Origin of the sequence: Aeromonas sp. QDB20, assembly GCF_027707805.1 — a bacterium.
In the GTDB taxonomy this organism is placed as follows: domain Bacteria; phylum Pseudomonadota; class Gammaproteobacteria; order Enterobacterales; family Aeromonadaceae; genus Aeromonas; species Aeromonas dhakensis.
Window position 1 is genome coordinate 50698 of sequence record NZ_JAPCJC010000014.1, and the last position, 14519, is coordinate 65216.

13 protein-coding genes and 1 riboswitch are annotated in these 14519 nt (G+C 63.1%); of the genes, 5 read left to right on the forward strand and 8 right to left on the reverse strand.

Going from position 1 to position 14519, the window contains the following annotated elements; genetic code table 11:
• Positions 1 to 17 precede the first annotated feature (17 nt).
• Together PG897_RS15905 and PG897_RS15910 are read right to left on the reverse strand one after the other, a co-directional pair.
• On the reverse strand, positions 18 to 1097 hold the full coding sequence (locus PG897_RS15905; protein WP_005302109.1) for an HBL/NHE enterotoxin family protein: 1080 nt from the start codon (positions 1095 to 1097) through the stop codon (positions 18 to 20).
• 24 nt (positions 1098 to 1121) lie between these two features.
• Complete coding sequence (locus PG897_RS15910; RefSeq protein WP_043169496.1) at positions 1122 to 2240, reverse strand: hypothetical protein; 1119 nt, start codon at positions 2238 to 2240, stop codon at positions 1122 to 1124.
• Positions 2241 to 2675: 435 nt separating this feature from the next.
• Here PG897_RS15910 and PG897_RS15915 point away from each other — a divergent pair, with 435 nt between their 5' ends.
• The 3 genes from PG897_RS15915 to PG897_RS15925 all read left to right on the forward strand — a co-directional run bounded on the left by PG897_RS15915 (position 2676) and on the right by PG897_RS15925 (position 5110).
• Entirely contained in the window at positions 2676 to 2993 is a 318-nt protein-coding gene (locus tag PG897_RS15915) for a heavy metal-binding domain-containing protein (RefSeq protein ID WP_005302101.1), read from the forward strand.
• A gap of 166 nt (positions 2994 to 3159) precedes the next feature.
• On the forward strand, positions 3160 to 3921 hold the full coding sequence (locus PG897_RS15920) for a substrate-binding periplasmic protein (RefSeq protein ID WP_043169494.1): 762 nt from the start codon (positions 3160 to 3162) through the stop codon (positions 3919 to 3921).
• Between the two features lie 175 nt (positions 3922 to 4096).
• Positions 4097 to 5110 (forward strand): S66 family peptidase, encoded by a 1014-nt coding sequence (locus PG897_RS15925; protein ID WP_201881261.1) that lies wholly within the window; start codon positions 4097 to 4099, stop codon positions 5108 to 5110.
• Between the two features lie 89 nt (positions 5111 to 5199).
• Here PG897_RS15925 and PG897_RS15930 read toward each other — a convergent pair whose 3' ends face one another.
• On the reverse strand, positions 5200 to 7461 hold the full coding sequence (locus PG897_RS15930) for an LTA synthase family protein (protein WP_201881263.1): 2262 nt from the start codon (positions 7459 to 7461) through the stop codon (positions 5200 to 5202).
• Between the two features lie 254 nt (positions 7462 to 7715).
• Between PG897_RS15930 and PG897_RS15935 the strand changes: the two genes are divergently transcribed.
• Positions 7716 to 8804 carry a hypothetical protein gene (locus PG897_RS15935; RefSeq protein WP_270829196.1) on the forward strand — a complete coding sequence of 363 codons (1089 nt, stop codon included), beginning with the start codon at positions 7716 to 7718 and terminating at the stop codon, positions 8802 to 8804.
• Between the two features lie 87 nt (positions 8805 to 8891).
• On the opposite strand, the gene lysC is transcribed toward PG897_RS15935, so the two are convergent.
• On the reverse strand, positions 8892 to 10244 hold the full coding sequence (lysC, locus tag PG897_RS15940; protein ID WP_005302086.1) for a lysine-sensitive aspartokinase 3: 1353 nt from the start codon (positions 10242 to 10244) through the stop codon (positions 8892 to 8894).
• Positions 10245 to 10333: 89 nt separating this feature from the next.
• A riboswitch (Lysine riboswitch) is annotated at positions 10334 to 10558 on the reverse strand.
• Positions 10559 to 10665: 107 nt separating this feature from the next.
• The gene (gene argA, locus PG897_RS15945) at positions 10666 to 11994 is read right to left on the reverse strand and encodes an amino-acid N-acetyltransferase (protein WP_005302082.1); all 1329 of its coding nucleotides are present in this window, start codon (positions 11992 to 11994) and stop codon (positions 10666 to 10668) included.
• 259 nt (positions 11995 to 12253) lie between these two features.
• Between argA and msrA the strand changes: the two genes are divergently transcribed.
• Entirely contained in the window at positions 12254 to 12886 is a 633-nt protein-coding gene (msrA, locus tag PG897_RS15950) for a peptide-methionine (S)-S-oxide reductase MsrA (protein WP_201881265.1), read from the forward strand.
• A 337-nt stretch (positions 12887 to 13223) separates the two neighbouring features.
• On the opposite strand, the gene PG897_RS15955 is transcribed toward msrA, so the two are convergent.
• The 3 genes from PG897_RS15955 to PG897_RS15965 are packed head-to-tail and all read right to left on the reverse strand — an operon-like array spanning position 13224 to position 14455.
• Positions 13224 to 13559 (reverse strand): DUF3802 family protein, encoded by a 336-nt coding sequence (locus PG897_RS15955; RefSeq protein WP_005302076.1) that lies wholly within the window; start codon positions 13557 to 13559, stop codon positions 13224 to 13226.
• A gap of 54 nt (positions 13560 to 13613) precedes the next feature.
• Positions 13614 to 14102: a GNAT family N-acetyltransferase gene (locus PG897_RS15960; protein ID WP_010633684.1), complete on the reverse strand. Its 489-nt coding sequence runs from the start codon at positions 14100 to 14102 to the stop codon at positions 13614 to 13616.
• Complete coding sequence (locus tag PG897_RS15965) at positions 14099 to 14455, reverse strand: MmcQ/YjbR family DNA-binding protein (protein WP_005302071.1); 357 nt, start codon at positions 14453 to 14455, stop codon at positions 14099 to 14101. Before PG897_RS15965 ends, PG897_RS15960 begins: the two co-directional genes overlap by 4 nt.
• Positions 14456 to 14519 lie beyond the last annotated feature (64 nt).

The window sequence follows — 14519 nt, forward strand, 5'->3', positions numbered from 1 at the left end:
GGCCGCCCTCCCGGGGGTTAGGCAGCCAGGCGCGCCACGAAGTTGGCGATGGTGTCGGTCTGCGGCACTTGCAGCGGGCTCACGCCGGCCATCTGGGCCTTGATGGTGGTCACGTCGGTGAGCACCGTCTTGACCGTGGTGTCGGCGGCGGTCAGCCAGAGCTGGCGGATGTCGTCGCCGCTGGTGATCCCCTTGTCCAAGTCGGTGATCAGGCTGCCCAGATCGGAGGTGAGGGCGTCCCAGGCGTTGCTCATCTGGGTGGCCGCGGTGACGGCGTTTTGCGCCTGCACCTGCAGCCCCTTGTAGCCGTTGCCGATCTGGGTGGCGATCAGTACCTCGCTGTTGAGGTTGCTGCGTTTCTGGTACAGATCCTGGCGGGTACCGAGGGAGTTGTGCAGCACGATGGCGCCAGCCGTGATGCCGCCGGCCCCGGCCACCATCATGGCGACCCCGCCAATGACCACCGGGGTCGAGGTGCCGGCGGTGACGAAGTCAGCCACGGCACCGATGGCGGTGACGAAGGCGCCGCCAATCACCAGCAGTCCCCCGGCGACGATGCCGGCGATGGCGCCGTCGATGGCCGCGTTCACCTTGTCGATGTCACCGTTGAGCTGGGCGAGCACCCCGTTATCCCCCTGCACCTTGCTGTTGAGGTTCACCACTATGCCCTGGAAGTTGCTGGAGTCGGTGATGAGGTTGTTGTTGAGATTGACGATCACCAGCCGGGTGTCGGCGGAGAGCCGTTGATACTCGGTGGCCTGCTCCTTGATGACGCTCAGTTGCCTGAGCCATTGCGCCTTGGTGGAGCCGGGCGGCAGCACGGCCGGAATGGCGTTTTGCAGGGCAAAGTAGTTGGAGATGTTGCTGATGTTGGTGATGATCTGCGGCTGGACGGTATTGAGATAGAGGTCGGCGTGCCCCTTCGCCAGATCGAGCCCCTGGTTGATCTGGGTCTGGTTGTCCTTGAGGTTCGGGAACTGGCTGAAGTCCACCGGCACCTGCTGCTTGACGCTGTTGCAGTAGGTCTGGATCTGCAGGGCCTGGGAAGCCTGGTTGGCCATCCCCTGGTCCATGGTGATGGTTGTTGCGTTGGTCATTTGGCGTGTCCTTGCGTGGTGGGATTAAGCGTCGGGCAGGATGCCGTTGCCGGCGTAGGCTGCCTTGATGTCGTCAACCTGGCCTGCGAGCAGCAGCCAGGACTGGGTGTTGAGCGCCAGGGTGCGCCGCAGCTGGCGCACGTCGTCGGGGCTGTTGAGGTCGGCGACCACGGGTACCGCCCCTTGATAGGCGTCGGCCACCTTCTGCCAGCCAGCCGGCAGCTGGGTGACGGCATCGGCAACCCGGCTGTAGGTGTCGACAAACAGCTGGTTTTGCGCCTGTACCGACTTGGCCACGGTCAGCAGGGTGTTGGTGGCGGCCAGCGCCTGGTAGGCCTCGGCCAGCTTGTCGGTGTTGGTCTTGAGCTCGCGGGCCGCCAGGCTGGAGCCGGCAATGCCCGATGAGATCGCCTTGAGACCGGAGACCATGTACTGGGTCTGCTGGTCTGTCTGTTTGGCTATCTCCTGCGACGTGGTGGGTTTGGCCCCCTTGTCGGCCGGTTTTTGTTCCAGCGTCAGGGAGGTGACGATGGCCCGCCCCAGCTGGTTGACCCCTTCACCGGCCTTGCCACCCTCATCGACGATGGCCTGGATATTGGCGGCAATCGCCTGGTTGAGGGCATCAATGATCTCGGTCTGGCGCTTGGCATCGGCCATCAGATCCTGCTCGAGCTGGGTGATGACGCCATTGAACTGCTCCATCAGGGGGCGCAGGGATCCCCAGGCCACCTGCACGCGGGTATTGAGTGCCTGGGCATTGAGCCGATAGCTCAGGGCCTGATCGGCGAGGGACGTCAGCTGCTCGGCCAGCCGGGCGCGACCCGCGAGCACGGCGGCGTCTTCTTCCTGGCCAAGCAGGCGATTGAACGCGGCGACCAGGGCGTAGAAGTTGGAGCCGTTGCTCAGCAGGTGGATGAGGCCGGACAGGTTGGTCTGCTGGTAGTAGCGTGCCTGACTCATCATCTGGGCCTGGTAGGCCTCGATTTTGACCGCGAGGGTGGAGTCGATCTCGCTGTTGGCCAATGACTGCTGCATCAACAACAAGTTCGCATAGGTCTGGTTGAGCAGGGCGGGTGAGGTCGCCGACAGGTAGTCTGCCAGCAGACCCTGATCCCCCAGATCCAGGGTGGCGATCGTGGTCATGACATGGTCTCCATGGCGGTGTCGGCGAGCTGGCTGGCGGGGGAACATACCCCCGGTGCGAGGGTGGGGTGAGGTAGTCGGGTATCCTGCTGCTTCATGCTGCTCTCCTCGTGAGAAGTGGGTCTGTCTCCGGTCCATGGCCGGGACAGACTCACCCTAGGGAAAGGCAAAATGGGTCACAACTGGCACTTTTGTCACTTGATGTTTGAGCCGGATCGGCTAATGAAAGGGGCTGTCGGAGCAGGCCATGTGGCGGCTCGATGTCGCCTTTCGTCGTTGAATGTGGACAGGTGCCACGTCGTCGACGCGCACGGGATCCGTGCTGGCAGGCCCGCGCCGCCATGCTCCGCCAGGGGCAAACCGGGTCTCCCTGCTTGCCTGCTCCCCCTTGGCTGCTTTAGGCTGTCCCCCAGTTCAATCCACAAGGAAACCCAGATGATCCTCTCAACTACCCCCACCCTGGAAGGCAAGACCATTCGCGAGTACCGCGGCATCGTGGTGGGTGAAGCCATTCTTGGCGCCAACGTGTTCAAGGATCTGTTTGCCGGGATCCGCGACATCATCGGTGGCCGCGCCGGCGCCTATGAGAAAGAGCTGGCCCGGGCCCGGGAAATCGCCTTCGACGAGCTCAGGGAGCGCGCCGCGGCGCTGGGTGCCAATGCGGTGGTCGGCATCGACATCGACTACGAGGTGGTGGGGCAAAGCGGCAGCATGCTGATGGTCAGCATCAGCGGGACCGCCGTGTTGGTCTGACGCCTTGATGCAATAAAAAACCGGCAACCTGCTGCCGGTTTTTTATTGCGCTCTTCCCAGCGGATGGGGGATGCCAGCGCCCTGACATGTACCTGTCCGCCTGCCTGTATTGTGTTGTTCGCGTCCATCATACTCATGACAAGAGAGTCAGCTCGAGGGTGCAATCATGCTCCATATTCTGCGCTGGGTATTGCTGTGGTGCTGGCTGGGGAGCGCCATGGGGGCCACCATTCAGGCGGTAACGGAGGAGCTCCCCCCATACAACTATCGGGACAAGGACGGCCAGGTAACGGGGCTGTCGGTGGATCTGCTCAAGCGAATGCTGGAGGTCAGCGGCATCGGGCTCGACCGCAAGGGCATCCAGCTCCTGCCCTGGGCGCGGGCCTATCAGATGGCGCAATATGACCCGAATACAGTCATCTTCAGCATGATAAGGCTGCCCGAGCGCGAGGCGCTCTTTCATTGGGTCGGCCCTATCGGGCCTCGCGTCACCTGGGTGTATCGCCTGGCAAAACGCGACGATGTGGTGGGCCATCAGCTGGCTGATCTGGCCCCCTGGCGGATCGCGGTGGTACGCGACTCGGCGCTGGCCATCGAGCTGGCGGAGAAAGGGCTCAATCTGGTGCTGGTTCACGACGAGGACGACAAGTTTCGCATGCTGCTGCACGGCAGGGCCGACGTCGCGCCAGCCATGCAGATGGGGGCCGCCTACCACATAGAGACCTTGGGCCATCACTACTGGGAGTTTGTCCCCATGTTTGAGTTTCAGGAGACCAAGTCGTTCTCTTTTGCCTTCAGCCGCAACACGGATGCCGCCATTATCGAAGGCCTGCAGGCGGCGCTGGAGCAGATGCACCGCGATGGCTCCTTTGACGAGATAAGCCAGGCATGGGGGCGTCGCTTCTGGGTTCAGCCGGCGGGCAAGTGAGCCGCGCTATCTCCCATGCGGGTCTCGACTTCGTGATCACCAGCCGGGTGGCGTCGGTTACTACCTGATCTGCCATCTTTTCTTGGTGCCTTGATGGCCATCTAATGGCTATTATGAGTCCTTTCTTGTGGCTGCCATGCCCTGGATGGCCAGATCTGGAACAGGACCGTTTGCGATGACAATACTCAAGCCGCCGGGGCTCAAGCCCGGCGATACCATCGGCTTTTTCTCCCCCTCCAGTGCGGCCACCGCCTGGGCGCCAAACCGCTTTGCCCGTGCCGGGGCGTTTCTGGAAGGGCAGGGCTTCAGACTCAAGGCGGGCAGCCTCACCGGCCAGCGCGATCACTGGCGCTCCGGCTCCATCGCCGCCCGGGCTGCCGAGCTCAATGCCCTCATTCGCGATCCAGAGGTGCGCTGCATCATGTCGGTGATTGGCGGCAGCAACTCCAACTCCCTGCTGCCCTATCTCGATTTTGATGCGCTCATGTGCGACCCCAAAATCATCATTGGCTACTCCGATGTGACGGCCCTGCTGCTCGGTATTCATGCCCGCACCGGCCTCGTCACCTTCTACGGGCCGGCGCTGGTGGCTTCCTTTGGCGAGCTCTCGCCGCTGGTGGACGAGACCCTGGCGGGCTTTCGCCAGATCTGCCAGGCCGTTGGCGCCGCCGTGCCTCACACAGTGCCGACCCCGACGCAATGGACCGAGGAGCGGCTTGACTGGGAGCAGCAGAGCCGGGCCAAGCAGTGCCGGCCAAACCGGCTGATCTCGGTGGGCACTGGTCGGGTGCGGGGCCGGCTCATTGGCGGCAACCTCAACACCCTGGCGGGGATCTGGGGCTCCCCCTATATGCCGGCCATCGAGCGAGGGGACATTCTGCTGCTGGAAGACAGCCTCAAGTCGGCTGAGACGGTGGAGCGCTCGTTTGCCCACCTCAAGTTGTGCGGGGTGTTTGATCGCATCGGTGCCCTGGTGCTCGGCAAACACGAGCTGTTCGACAGTCAGGGCAGCGGCCGGCGGCCGCTCGACATCCTGCTGGAGGTGGTGGGGGAGCCGACCTTCCCCATTCTGGCGGAGTATGACTGCGCCCACACCCACCCCATGCTGACGCTGCCCCTTGGCATCGAGGCCGAACTGGATCTCGATGCCCAGCGTCTCACCCTGTGCGAGCCCTGGCTCGGCGAGTGATCCCTCTTCGCCTGCCATAGTCGCATCGGCACATAGACAAAGAGGTCGCCTGGGCGACCTCTTTGTCATCTATCCCGTCGCTACGGGGCTCAAGGCAGGGCGTCGGGCCGGAAGCTGGCGCGGATCTGCGGCACCAGGGGTGAGACGTCGAATCCCTTCTCCTCTCCCAGCACGGGATGAAGCAGGGCCTGATCCGGGAGAGGGGTCATGTCACCCGCCAGCAGCTGACGGGTGGCCTGGCCCATCTGATAGAGCTGGCGCACCGGGTCGAACTGGGTCGCCAGATTGAGGGCGTCATCGGCGCGGGCAAAGGCCATCATGGGGATCTGGTAGCTGGCATCGCGGGGTGGCTTGTCACCGTGGATGCCCTTGCCGGCCGACATCAGGAATGGTTGGTGATCGCCAAAAGCCACCACCAGGTAGCGTTTGCCTGAGCGATCCAGGCTGGTCAGCAGGTGCTCCAGCGACGCCATGGCATCCACCACGCCGGTGTAGTAGGTGTTGAGCAGCTGGCGGTCGGCCTCGCTCTGATCCGGGCAGGCCTTGTCGAGCTGCTGGGCCTGGTAGCGATCCCCGTCGAAGGGGCCGTGCCCCTGCATGGTGACCGCGTAGGCGAACAGCGGCTGCTCATCCTGCTCGCTGCGCTTGAGCAGGTGGTCGATCAACGCATCATCCGAGATATAGAGCCCCTTATGCTCGAGCGTGGTGAAACGGTTGTCGAACCAGCGCTCCTCATAGCCAAGGGCCGGGATCGCCTTGGCACGGCCCCAGAACTTCTCCACATAGGGGTGGGCAAACAGGGTCCGGTAGCCACTTTGCTTCGCACTCTGCGCCAGACCCGGCACCTGCTCCGAGAGGTAGTAGTAGGGCACCACCCCTTGCTTGAGCAGTCCCACCGGCAGACCGGTGTTCATCTCGAACTCCGCCAGCACCGTCATACCGCCGGTGGTGGGGGAGTGGATGGTCTTGTGCCACTGCTGCACGCTGGCCGGCAGGCTCAGGGTGGGGGGCGGCGCGCAGATCTTGCCCTGCCAGCCGAGCCAGAGGGATTCATATTGCAGCACGATCACCAGATCGAAGCGGGGCGGCTGGTTCAGGCTGACATGGCTGAGCTGAGGGGTGAACTCGTTGATCTGCAAGGGATAGCGAAACACGCTGCCGCTTTGCAACATCTCGTCCACCAGGTTGAACAGATAGAGGCCGGGCCCCGAGCGGATGATGTCCCTGTGGTAGTTGACCGCCCTGTCCACGTAGCGAATGTTGGGCCCCAGCAGCTTGTTGCCGGTCTGGGTGGCAAACACGCACAGCGCAAAGAAGGCGGCGGTGGCGGCGGCGGTACGCAGCACCCAGCGTGACAGGGCGAAGCGCCAGCACAAGAAGAGGGCGAGTGCACCGCCCAGCAGCGGCAGCACAGGATGCTGCTCCAGCAGGATGCGCAGCAGCGCCACCAGGTTGCCGAGATCGTCCCCCCCGAGCGGTACCCCGTAGATGGCGATCTTCATGAAATTCGCCAAGAGGCCGATGCCGGAGAGGGCGGTAAACACCAGCCCCATATAGAGGTTGAAACCCGCCAGCGCACAGAGGCTCCAGCCCAGCACCATGCTGCCCCAGGCGAGGTAGTAGTGCTCGGGACGAAAGCCTGACCAGAGCAGAAATTCCCCCAGCTTGAACACCACGAAGCCGTGCAGCAGCACGAAGGTGAGGTTGCCGAGCAGCAGGCTGCCGGCGATGCGCCAGCGCAGATTGCGCCTGAGGGTGGGCAGCACCACCTTCAGCACGGCGGCGCTGAGGGCCAGCACCAGCAGCAGGCTGGTGCAGAGATAGGTGAGGTTGAAACCCCGCTCCGGCAGGGTCTGCAGGATCTGGCTGAACTCGCCGCTCTCGGGCCTCTCCTTGAGCAGCAGGCCGATCCGCAGCTGATAGCGGCTGGCCAGGGCGTCGTCGGGGGCACGCAGGGTGCTGTTGAGATCCAGGGTGCAGCGCCCCTTGCGGCACTGTTGGCGCTTGTCCACCGGCTGGCTCAGCTGATCGATGCGCTCGCCCCTGTCGTTGAGCAGCTCCACCCTGACCTTGTCCCCCTCCTGCAGCGGCCCCCGCAGCTGCCACTGGCTGCGTACCACCAGATAGAGACCGCGGCTGTCGCTTTTGTAGAGCAGGGCGTGACGGGTGAGGGTGGCGATGGGGTTGTCCGCCGGCCCCAGCACCAGCGGCTGGGCCCGGCCGAGCCAGCTGGCGGGATTGATCTGCGGCAGCAACAGGGTGAGCAACAGCAGCGCGGCCAGCATGCCCAGCAGCAGGGCGGGGAGACCGGAGACCCTGGCTGGCAAGCGCGCTGAAGTGGGGGCTTTCATATGGGCTCATCCTTTGAGCGAGTGACGGTGATGCATGGCTGCTGCATTTAATTTGACCCGATGGTGATGGGCTTGTTCCTTGTTGTCAATTTAATGACCAAACAATGAAGGTTGCGTGACAGTGGATCCATGCAAACTGTGATCCCGATCCGGGGGGCACACTCATTCTGTGATGAAAGCGTCATCATGACGCTTTGCCGCTGGTCTGCTCCAGCCTTGCTGCTTAGTCTCTCAATATGGATGGAGGTACATGTATGAATCCCAAAGTAGCGGCACGTCAGGCAAGGTTGCTCCGCATGCTGGAGAGCAAGGAGGAGATCCGGATCGGGCGCGAGCAGGACTGTCCCCTCTCGGTGGCCCAGCTGGTGCGTCTCAAGGAGGATCATCCGGCCGTGCTCAAGGTCTATCGTCACGGCCTCACCGCCGAGGTGTTCCACCTCAAGGTGGAGGGACATCACTGGTGCCTGAAGCGGCGCCGGCACGACTCCCTGGTGGCCAACGTGGACGGCAGAACCGCTTTTCTGACCGAGCTGGAGCGCCGCCGGGAGATAGAGGCCCTGCGGGAGTTGCACCCCACCATCCTGGCCAACGTGGTCTGCACCAGCTTTGGCTCGGCCCGGGCCGGGGTGCTGGTCTCCCCCTGGCTGCGGGGCGTGCCGGTGCATGATCTCAACGAGCGCAACCTGGCGCAGATGCTGGCGGTGCAGGCGGAGCTGGCCCACTGGGGCTGGTTCGACTGGGATCCGAGCCCCGGCAACCTGCTGAATGACGGTCAGCAGATCAGCGTGTTCGACTTTGGCTACATGTGGCCCTTCGATCCCCGCCATGAATTCAACTCCAACGGCCTCACCGATCCCGGTTTTCACGTACCGGAACGGCTGGAGACCCGCACCCTCTCTGGCCTGTGGCTAGACGAGCCGGATCCGCTGCCACAGTTTCGCTACTGGCGCGGCCTGTGCGTCAATTGGGCGCAGCGGGAGCTGCAGCACCTGACTCGGGAGGGGGCGAGTGCGCCGGTGCTGGCCCGCTTGCAAGGGCTCTTGGGGGAGTGGCGATCGGCGCTCGCCAGCGAAGAGGCGCTCGCCGCCAACTGGTGGCGCGACATGTATCGCAGCCACCGGCTCGACATTGCCGACGATCTCAGCGGCAAGAGCTGTGGCCCGCTCACCCTGCGCCGGCTCGACTGGCTGGAGCAGGCGGTGACCGAACACTACGCCGAACTGGCGGACAACCTGGGTCCCGACGAGGCGGGGCTGGATCAGGGGGCGCTGCTGCGCCGACTGGAAGGGCTGCGCGAGGAGATCCGGGCCAACCTGCTGCCGGCGCTGACTACGGCGGGCTAGGGAAGCTCATCTCTTATCCAGAAATCACCCTGTATAGAAAGAGGGGCCTGGCGGCCCCTCTGTTGATGCTGGCTAGCTGTCTGCCCCTTAGTCGAGCAGCTCCTGATGGAGGCGGTTGACGATGTGGCCCGCCTCGTCCTCCTTGACCAAAAAGCAGAGGTTGTGGGCGCTGGCGCCGTAACAGATCATGCGAATGTTGTGTTCGCGAATGGCGTCAAAGACCTGACTGCCCACCCCGACCGCCTCGCTCATCCGGTTGCCGATAAGCGCCACCAGCGCCAGCCCTGTCTCCACCTGCACCTTGCACAACTGGCCGAGCTCCGCCAGCACCTTGTCATTGAGGATGGGTTCGCCGTTGCTTTGGCTGCCGGTGTGATCCAGGGTCAGCGACACGCTCACCTCGGAGGTGGTGATGAGATCCACCGAGATGCGGTGGCGGGCCAGGATGCCGAACACCTCGGCCAGGAAACCGTAGGCGTGGAACATGTTGAGGCTGTGCAGGGTCACCAGCACCTGGTTGCGGCGCAGGGCCACGGCGCGAAACAGCGGATTGGTGCGGGTGCTGGCGCGGATCCAGGTGCCGCCGGCGGCCGGATCCTTGGCAGAGCCGACAAACACCGGGATGTCGCGGCGCACCGCCGGCTGCAAGGTGGCCGGGTGCAGCACCTTGGCGCCGAAGGTGGCCATCTCGGCCGCCTCGACGAAGCTGATTTCTGGGATGGGGCGGGCGCGGGTGACCAGGCGCGGATCCGTGGTGTAGATGCCGGGCACGTCGGTCCAGATCTCGATGGAGCCGGCATCGAGCGCCTCAGCCAGGAGGGCTGCGCTGTAGTCGGAGCCGCCGCGGCCCAGGGTGGTGGTGCGGCCATCGCCGTCGGCACCGATAAAGCCCTGGGTGATGATGAGGCTGTCGCCAAGCTGGGGGCCCAGCGTCTGCTGGCAGAGGTCACGGGTGGCGGCCAGATCCACGCTGGCCTTGCCAAAGCGGCTGTCGGTGCGCAGCAGCTGGCGCACATCTTGCCAGCGGGCCTTGACGCCGCGCTGGCGCAGCAGCTCGGTAAAGAGGCGGGTAGACATCAGCTCGCCGCAGGCGATGAGCCTGTCGGCCAGCTCGGCATCGGTACGCAGATGGGCCTGGCGCGCCATGGTGCGGATCTCGTCGAGCTGGTCGTGGATCTGGGCACTCACGTCGCCCGGGTGGCCAAGGTCGGCCAGAATGGCCTGCTGGATCTCGGCCAGTCTGGTCAGCTGCGCCTCTTGGCCCGCCTCGTCCAGATCGCCTTGGGCCAGTGCCACCAGCAGGTTGGTGACGCCGGCGCTGGCGCTCAGCACCACCACCCGGGTGGCCGGGTTGGCCAGCACCACGTCGGCGCAGTTGTTCATGGCTGCCGCGTTGGCGACGCTGGTTCCGCCAAACTTGGCGACATTGATCGGGCTCATTGCTTACTCCTGTCTTAATATGAAAATCCGGTTCCATCGGGCAAAAAGAGAGGAGGAGGCTGAAAATGGCAGGAATGATCGAAACTATCCCGGCCAGAAGCACTCCACCCGCAGAGCCCATCCCGTACCCGCCCCTGACGGGGCGCGGTGGGGGATGACCACTACCGATGACAACCCGGGGGATTCAGCCCCCGCAGCCGACACTGAGGTATCCAGTTGCCTCAGATGTCTCGGCGCTGCTCCCCCTGACCCAAGTTCACCGGACACTGGTGTCCTCCCTCGGGCTGCCTGGGCAGCGCTCCTCTTCTGGCTCCACCAGGGCGGTGGAGTGCATTTAGAAATACCTTGCGTTGGATTGCACTGTCAATCGAGTTTGTGAAAAAGTTCAAAAAGTCAGCCAAGTCAACGCAAAATCAATGGTTTATACGATTGTCTTTGACAAAACCTTGGAGCGACGCTGCCAGTTGTAGAGGCGCTGGCGAGCCACCGGCAGATCTTCCACCTCCAGCGGATCGAAGCCCCGCTCCCGGAACCAGTGAATGGATCGGGTGGTGAGCACGAACAGGCGGCGGATCCCGAGCCGTTTGGCCCGCTCGGCCACCTTGGCCACCAGCTGATCCCCCCGGTTGGAGTTGCGGTAGTCGGGGTGGATGGCGACGCAGGCCATCTCCGCCATCGCCTCTTCCATGAAGCAGTAGAGCGCCGCGCAGCCGATGATGAGGCCGTCGCGCTCTATGATGGTGAACTTGTCTATTTCCATCTCCAACTGCTCGCGGGAGCGGCGCACCAGAATGCCTTCCTCCTCCAGCGGGCGGATGAGATCCAGGATGCCGCCGATGTCCTCTATGGTGGCGGCGCGCGCCTGCTCGGCGCTTTCCCGCACGATCTGGGTGCCGAGGCCGTCACGGCTGAACAGCTCCTGCAGCATGGCGCCATCATCCTGATAGCTGACCAGATGGGAGCGAGGCACGCCGCCGCGGCAGGAGGCGATGGCCGCGCGCAGATAGCGGGCGGTGCCGGACATCTCTTCCCCCGCCTGCTCCAGCTCCACCAGCAGCTCTTCGGCCTGCTCGGGGAAGAGCTCGGAGATGGCTTCGCCGTGACGGTCCATCACCCCCTGGGTGCTGCTGAAACAGATGAGTTTGTCCGCTTTCAAATCCACCGCCACCCGGCGGGCCACCTCTTCCGAGCTCAGGTTGAAGCTCTCGCCGGTGACCGAGCAGCCGATGGGGGAGATGAGCACCAGGCTCTTCTGATCGAGCTGGCGGGTGATCCCCTCCACGTCGATGCGGCGCACCCGGCCGCTGTGGCAAAAATCGATGCCGTCATCCACCCCGAGCGGCTGGGCGGTGACGAAGTTGCCGCTCACCACGCTGATGCGGGCACCCTGCATCGGTGTGTTGGCTAGCCCCATGGAGAGCTGGGCCGTGATGTCGTATTGCAGACCGCCGCACACCTGCTTGATGATGGCGAAACTGGCATCGTCGGTGACCCGGATGCGCTTGTGGTACTGGGCCTCGATGCCGGCGCGGGCCAGCGCCTCGTCGTTTTGCGGGCGGGAGCCGAATACCAGTACCAGGCGAATGCCCAAGGTCTGCAGCAGGGCGATGTCGCTGACGATGTTGGCAAAATTGGGGTGGCAGAGGGCTTCCCCCCCCATCATCAGCACGAAGGTGGCACCTCTGTGCACATTGACGTAGGGAGTTGACTGCCGAAAGGCATAGACCAGGCTGGGTTCGCGTTCACGCACTTGAGGCTTCTTCCATAAAAAAACAGCAATGGGCTCAATATATGAAAATAAATGCACAAATCAAGATTAAATATTGATTCGCCGTGATTTTGTCATCGCGGTGGTCAGGCAGGACGAACGGTGGCGATACCAGGCGGGGCAGGGGCGTCAGCGGTGTGGCGGTGCGCCTCAGGTTGATCCCGGCCCATAAACTGTTATCTTCGATATTCCTTTTCGTCAGCTGTGCGGTTGCACAGGTTTTTATACAAGGACAGGGTGCATGGAACAGATTATTTCGCCGGCAGACGCGCTGCCGGGACGCCGCGAGGCGATGGTGATTGGCCAGCAGCATGCGGTCAATGGTCACCCGACTCAGGGCCCCTGGCCTGAAGGGATGGCGGTGGCCTGGTTTGGCATGGGCTGCTTCTGGGGGGTGGAACGCCTGTTCTGGCAACAGCCAGGGGTCTACTCCACCGCTGCCGGCTATCAGGGGGGGGTGACCCAGAATCCCACCTACAAGGAGGTGTGCAGCGGATTGACCGGTCATGCCGAGACGGTGCAGGTGGTGTTTGATCCTAAGGTGATCGGCTATGGCGATCTGCTCAAGCTGTTCTGGGAGCAGCACGATCCGGCCCAGGGCATGCGCCAGGGCGGGGACATCGGCACCCAGTACCGCTCCGTCATCTTCTTCGGGGATGACACCCAGGAAGCGATTGCCCAGCAGAGTCTGGCCGCCTATCAGCAGGCGATGACGGCGAGCGGTGACGGGCGCACCATCACCACTCGCATTCTGCCGCTGGCGCCCTTCTATTATGCCGAGGATTACCATCAGCAATATCTGGAGAAGAATCCGGACGGGTATTGCGGCCTGGGTGGCATCGGCGTCTGCCTGCCGCCGAGCCTCAACCGCTAGGGCAAGATGACGGGTATCTGTGACTCGTCATTGTTTGTGAAAAGAAAAAGGCCGCCTTTGCGGCCTTTTTATCGGGCTTTGTCAGGAGAGTGAAAAAAATCATAAAAAAATGTGTCATGGAGAGGAACTTATTTGAACCAGGCTTGCCCAACTTGGTAGCCACCATGGACGGCGGCCAAGACCAGACACATTTCTTGCCTCGAAATTCATAAAAGTCATTGAAAAACTTGATGAGTTGAAATGCTAGCAAGCAGGGCTGCCAATGAAGGCGGCCCTTTTCATTTCTACGGTGCGAAAAATGGTGGGAGAGCGGCGACGCGAACGTTCGCCACGGCGCTCAGCTGATGGCGCCGTCAAACAGGTTCTTGATGAGATCGATGAACTCTTCGAGGAAGGCTTTCTGCTCCGGGGTCGGGGCGCGCAGCCAGACGGCGGAGAGCACCTCTTCCAGATCGGCCACCACCGCATCGGCTTCCTGCATGATCACGAAGCGCAACTTGGGATCGAGCTGCGGATTCTGCTCGCAGATGGCCATCAGGTTGCCGGCCACCCGGCTGCTCACCAGATCTTCGATGGTCTGTTCACCACTGCTCTGTTGCTGGGTTTCAAACAGTCCCAGACTCTCCACCAGATACTCAATCAGGGCGATATAGCCTTCGCTTTCTACAACCATGGGGCCTCAATCCTCAACAATACGGAAAAACTGTGCGTATTTTAGTGGCTGGACCTAGCTTGGCAAGCGACAGTGCAGGCGATAACGGATAAAACCGACCCCGCCGCGCTCCACGCTCTCCAATCCGGTCAGCTCAAAGCCATACCGTAAAAATAGCCCATAGCTGAAGGCGCTGGCCTCTGTCGTCAGCTGTTTGAGTCCGAGTCGTTGCGCCTCGGCGAGGGCCGCGGCCAGCAGCAGGCCGCCATAGCCCAGGCGCGGGTGATCGGCGCTCACATAGAGCAGGCTGAGGTGGCCATCCTGGCTCAGGGTCACGAAACCGAGCGGCTCGCCGCTTTGCTCCAGTACCCAGCCGTGGTGCTCGCGCAGCTGGCCGACAAAGCCGGGATGACGGGCGCCGAGGGCCCACTGCTCCACCTGCTCCGGGCTGTAGTGCTGCGGGCCTATCCTTCGCACCGACTGCTCGAACAGGGTGCAAAGGGCGGGGATGTGCTGCTCGTTCAGCTGGACGAGCCTGGGCTCTGCCGCCATGGCGGGGCTCATCGCTGGGGTGCCTGCGGGCGCTTGGCCTTGGGCAGACCGGCCACCACCCGCTCGTAGGAGTGATGCACCCAGCCCTGCCAGAGATCGTCGGCCAGGTCATCGCTGAAGGTGACCGTGTTCCAGTGTTGCTTGTTCATGTGCCAGCCCGGTTTGACCTCAGGGTGAAGTTCGCGCAGCAGCAGGGCCAGCTCTGGTTCGCACTTGAGGTTCAGCCGCAGCGGCTCGGCCTGCCAGTCCAGCAGGGCAAACATCTTGCCGGCGATGCGATAGACCAGGATTTCAGGGCCGAAGGGGGTATCCTCCTGGGCGCCCGGCAGGGTCAGCAGAAAGGATCTCAAACGGGTCAACTCCATGGTCATGCTCCTCGCCGCTTGCGGTGCAAACGTATTAGTCGGGTGAAAAAATCTGCTAAGATGC

Coding starts and splice junctions, on each gene's coding strand:
- PG897_RS15905 (WP_005302109.1), bottom strand. CDS start 1,097: ATGACCAACGCAACAACCATCACCATGGACCAGGGGATGGCCAACCAG.
- PG897_RS15910 (WP_043169496.1), bottom strand. CDS start 2,240: ATGACCACGATCGCCACCCTGGATCTGGGGGATCAGGGTCTGCTGGCA.
- PG897_RS15915 (WP_005302101.1), top strand. CDS start 2,676: ATGATCCTCTCAACTACCCCCACCCTGGAAGGCAAGACCATTCGCGAG.
- PG897_RS15920 (WP_043169494.1), top strand. CDS start 3,160: ATGCTCCATATTCTGCGCTGGGTATTGCTGTGGTGCTGGCTGGGGAGC.
- PG897_RS15925 (WP_201881261.1), top strand. CDS start 4,097: ATGACAATACTCAAGCCGCCGGGGCTCAAGCCCGGCGATACCATCGGC.
- PG897_RS15930 (WP_201881263.1), bottom strand. CDS start 7,461: ATGAAAGCCCCCACTTCAGCGCGCTTGCCAGCCAGGGTCTCCGGTCTC.
- PG897_RS15935 (WP_270829196.1), top strand. CDS start 7,716: ATGAATCCCAAAGTAGCGGCACGTCAGGCAAGGTTGCTCCGCATGCTG.
- lysC (WP_005302086.1), bottom strand. CDS start 10,244: ATGAGCCCGATCAATGTCGCCAAGTTTGGCGGAACCAGCGTCGCCAAC.
- msrA (WP_201881265.1), top strand. CDS start 12,254: ATGGAACAGATTATTTCGCCGGCAGACGCGCTGCCGGGACGCCGCGAG.
- PG897_RS15955 (WP_005302076.1), bottom strand. CDS start 13,559: ATGGTTGTAGAAAGCGAAGGCTATATCGCCCTGATTGAGTATCTGGTG.
- PG897_RS15960 (WP_010633684.1), bottom strand. CDS start 14,102: ATGAGCCCCGCCATGGCGGCAGAGCCCAGGCTCGTCCAGCTGAACGAG.
- PG897_RS15965 (WP_005302071.1), bottom strand. CDS start 14,455: ATGGAGTTGACCCGTTTGAGATCCTTTCTGCTGACCCTGCCGGGCGCC.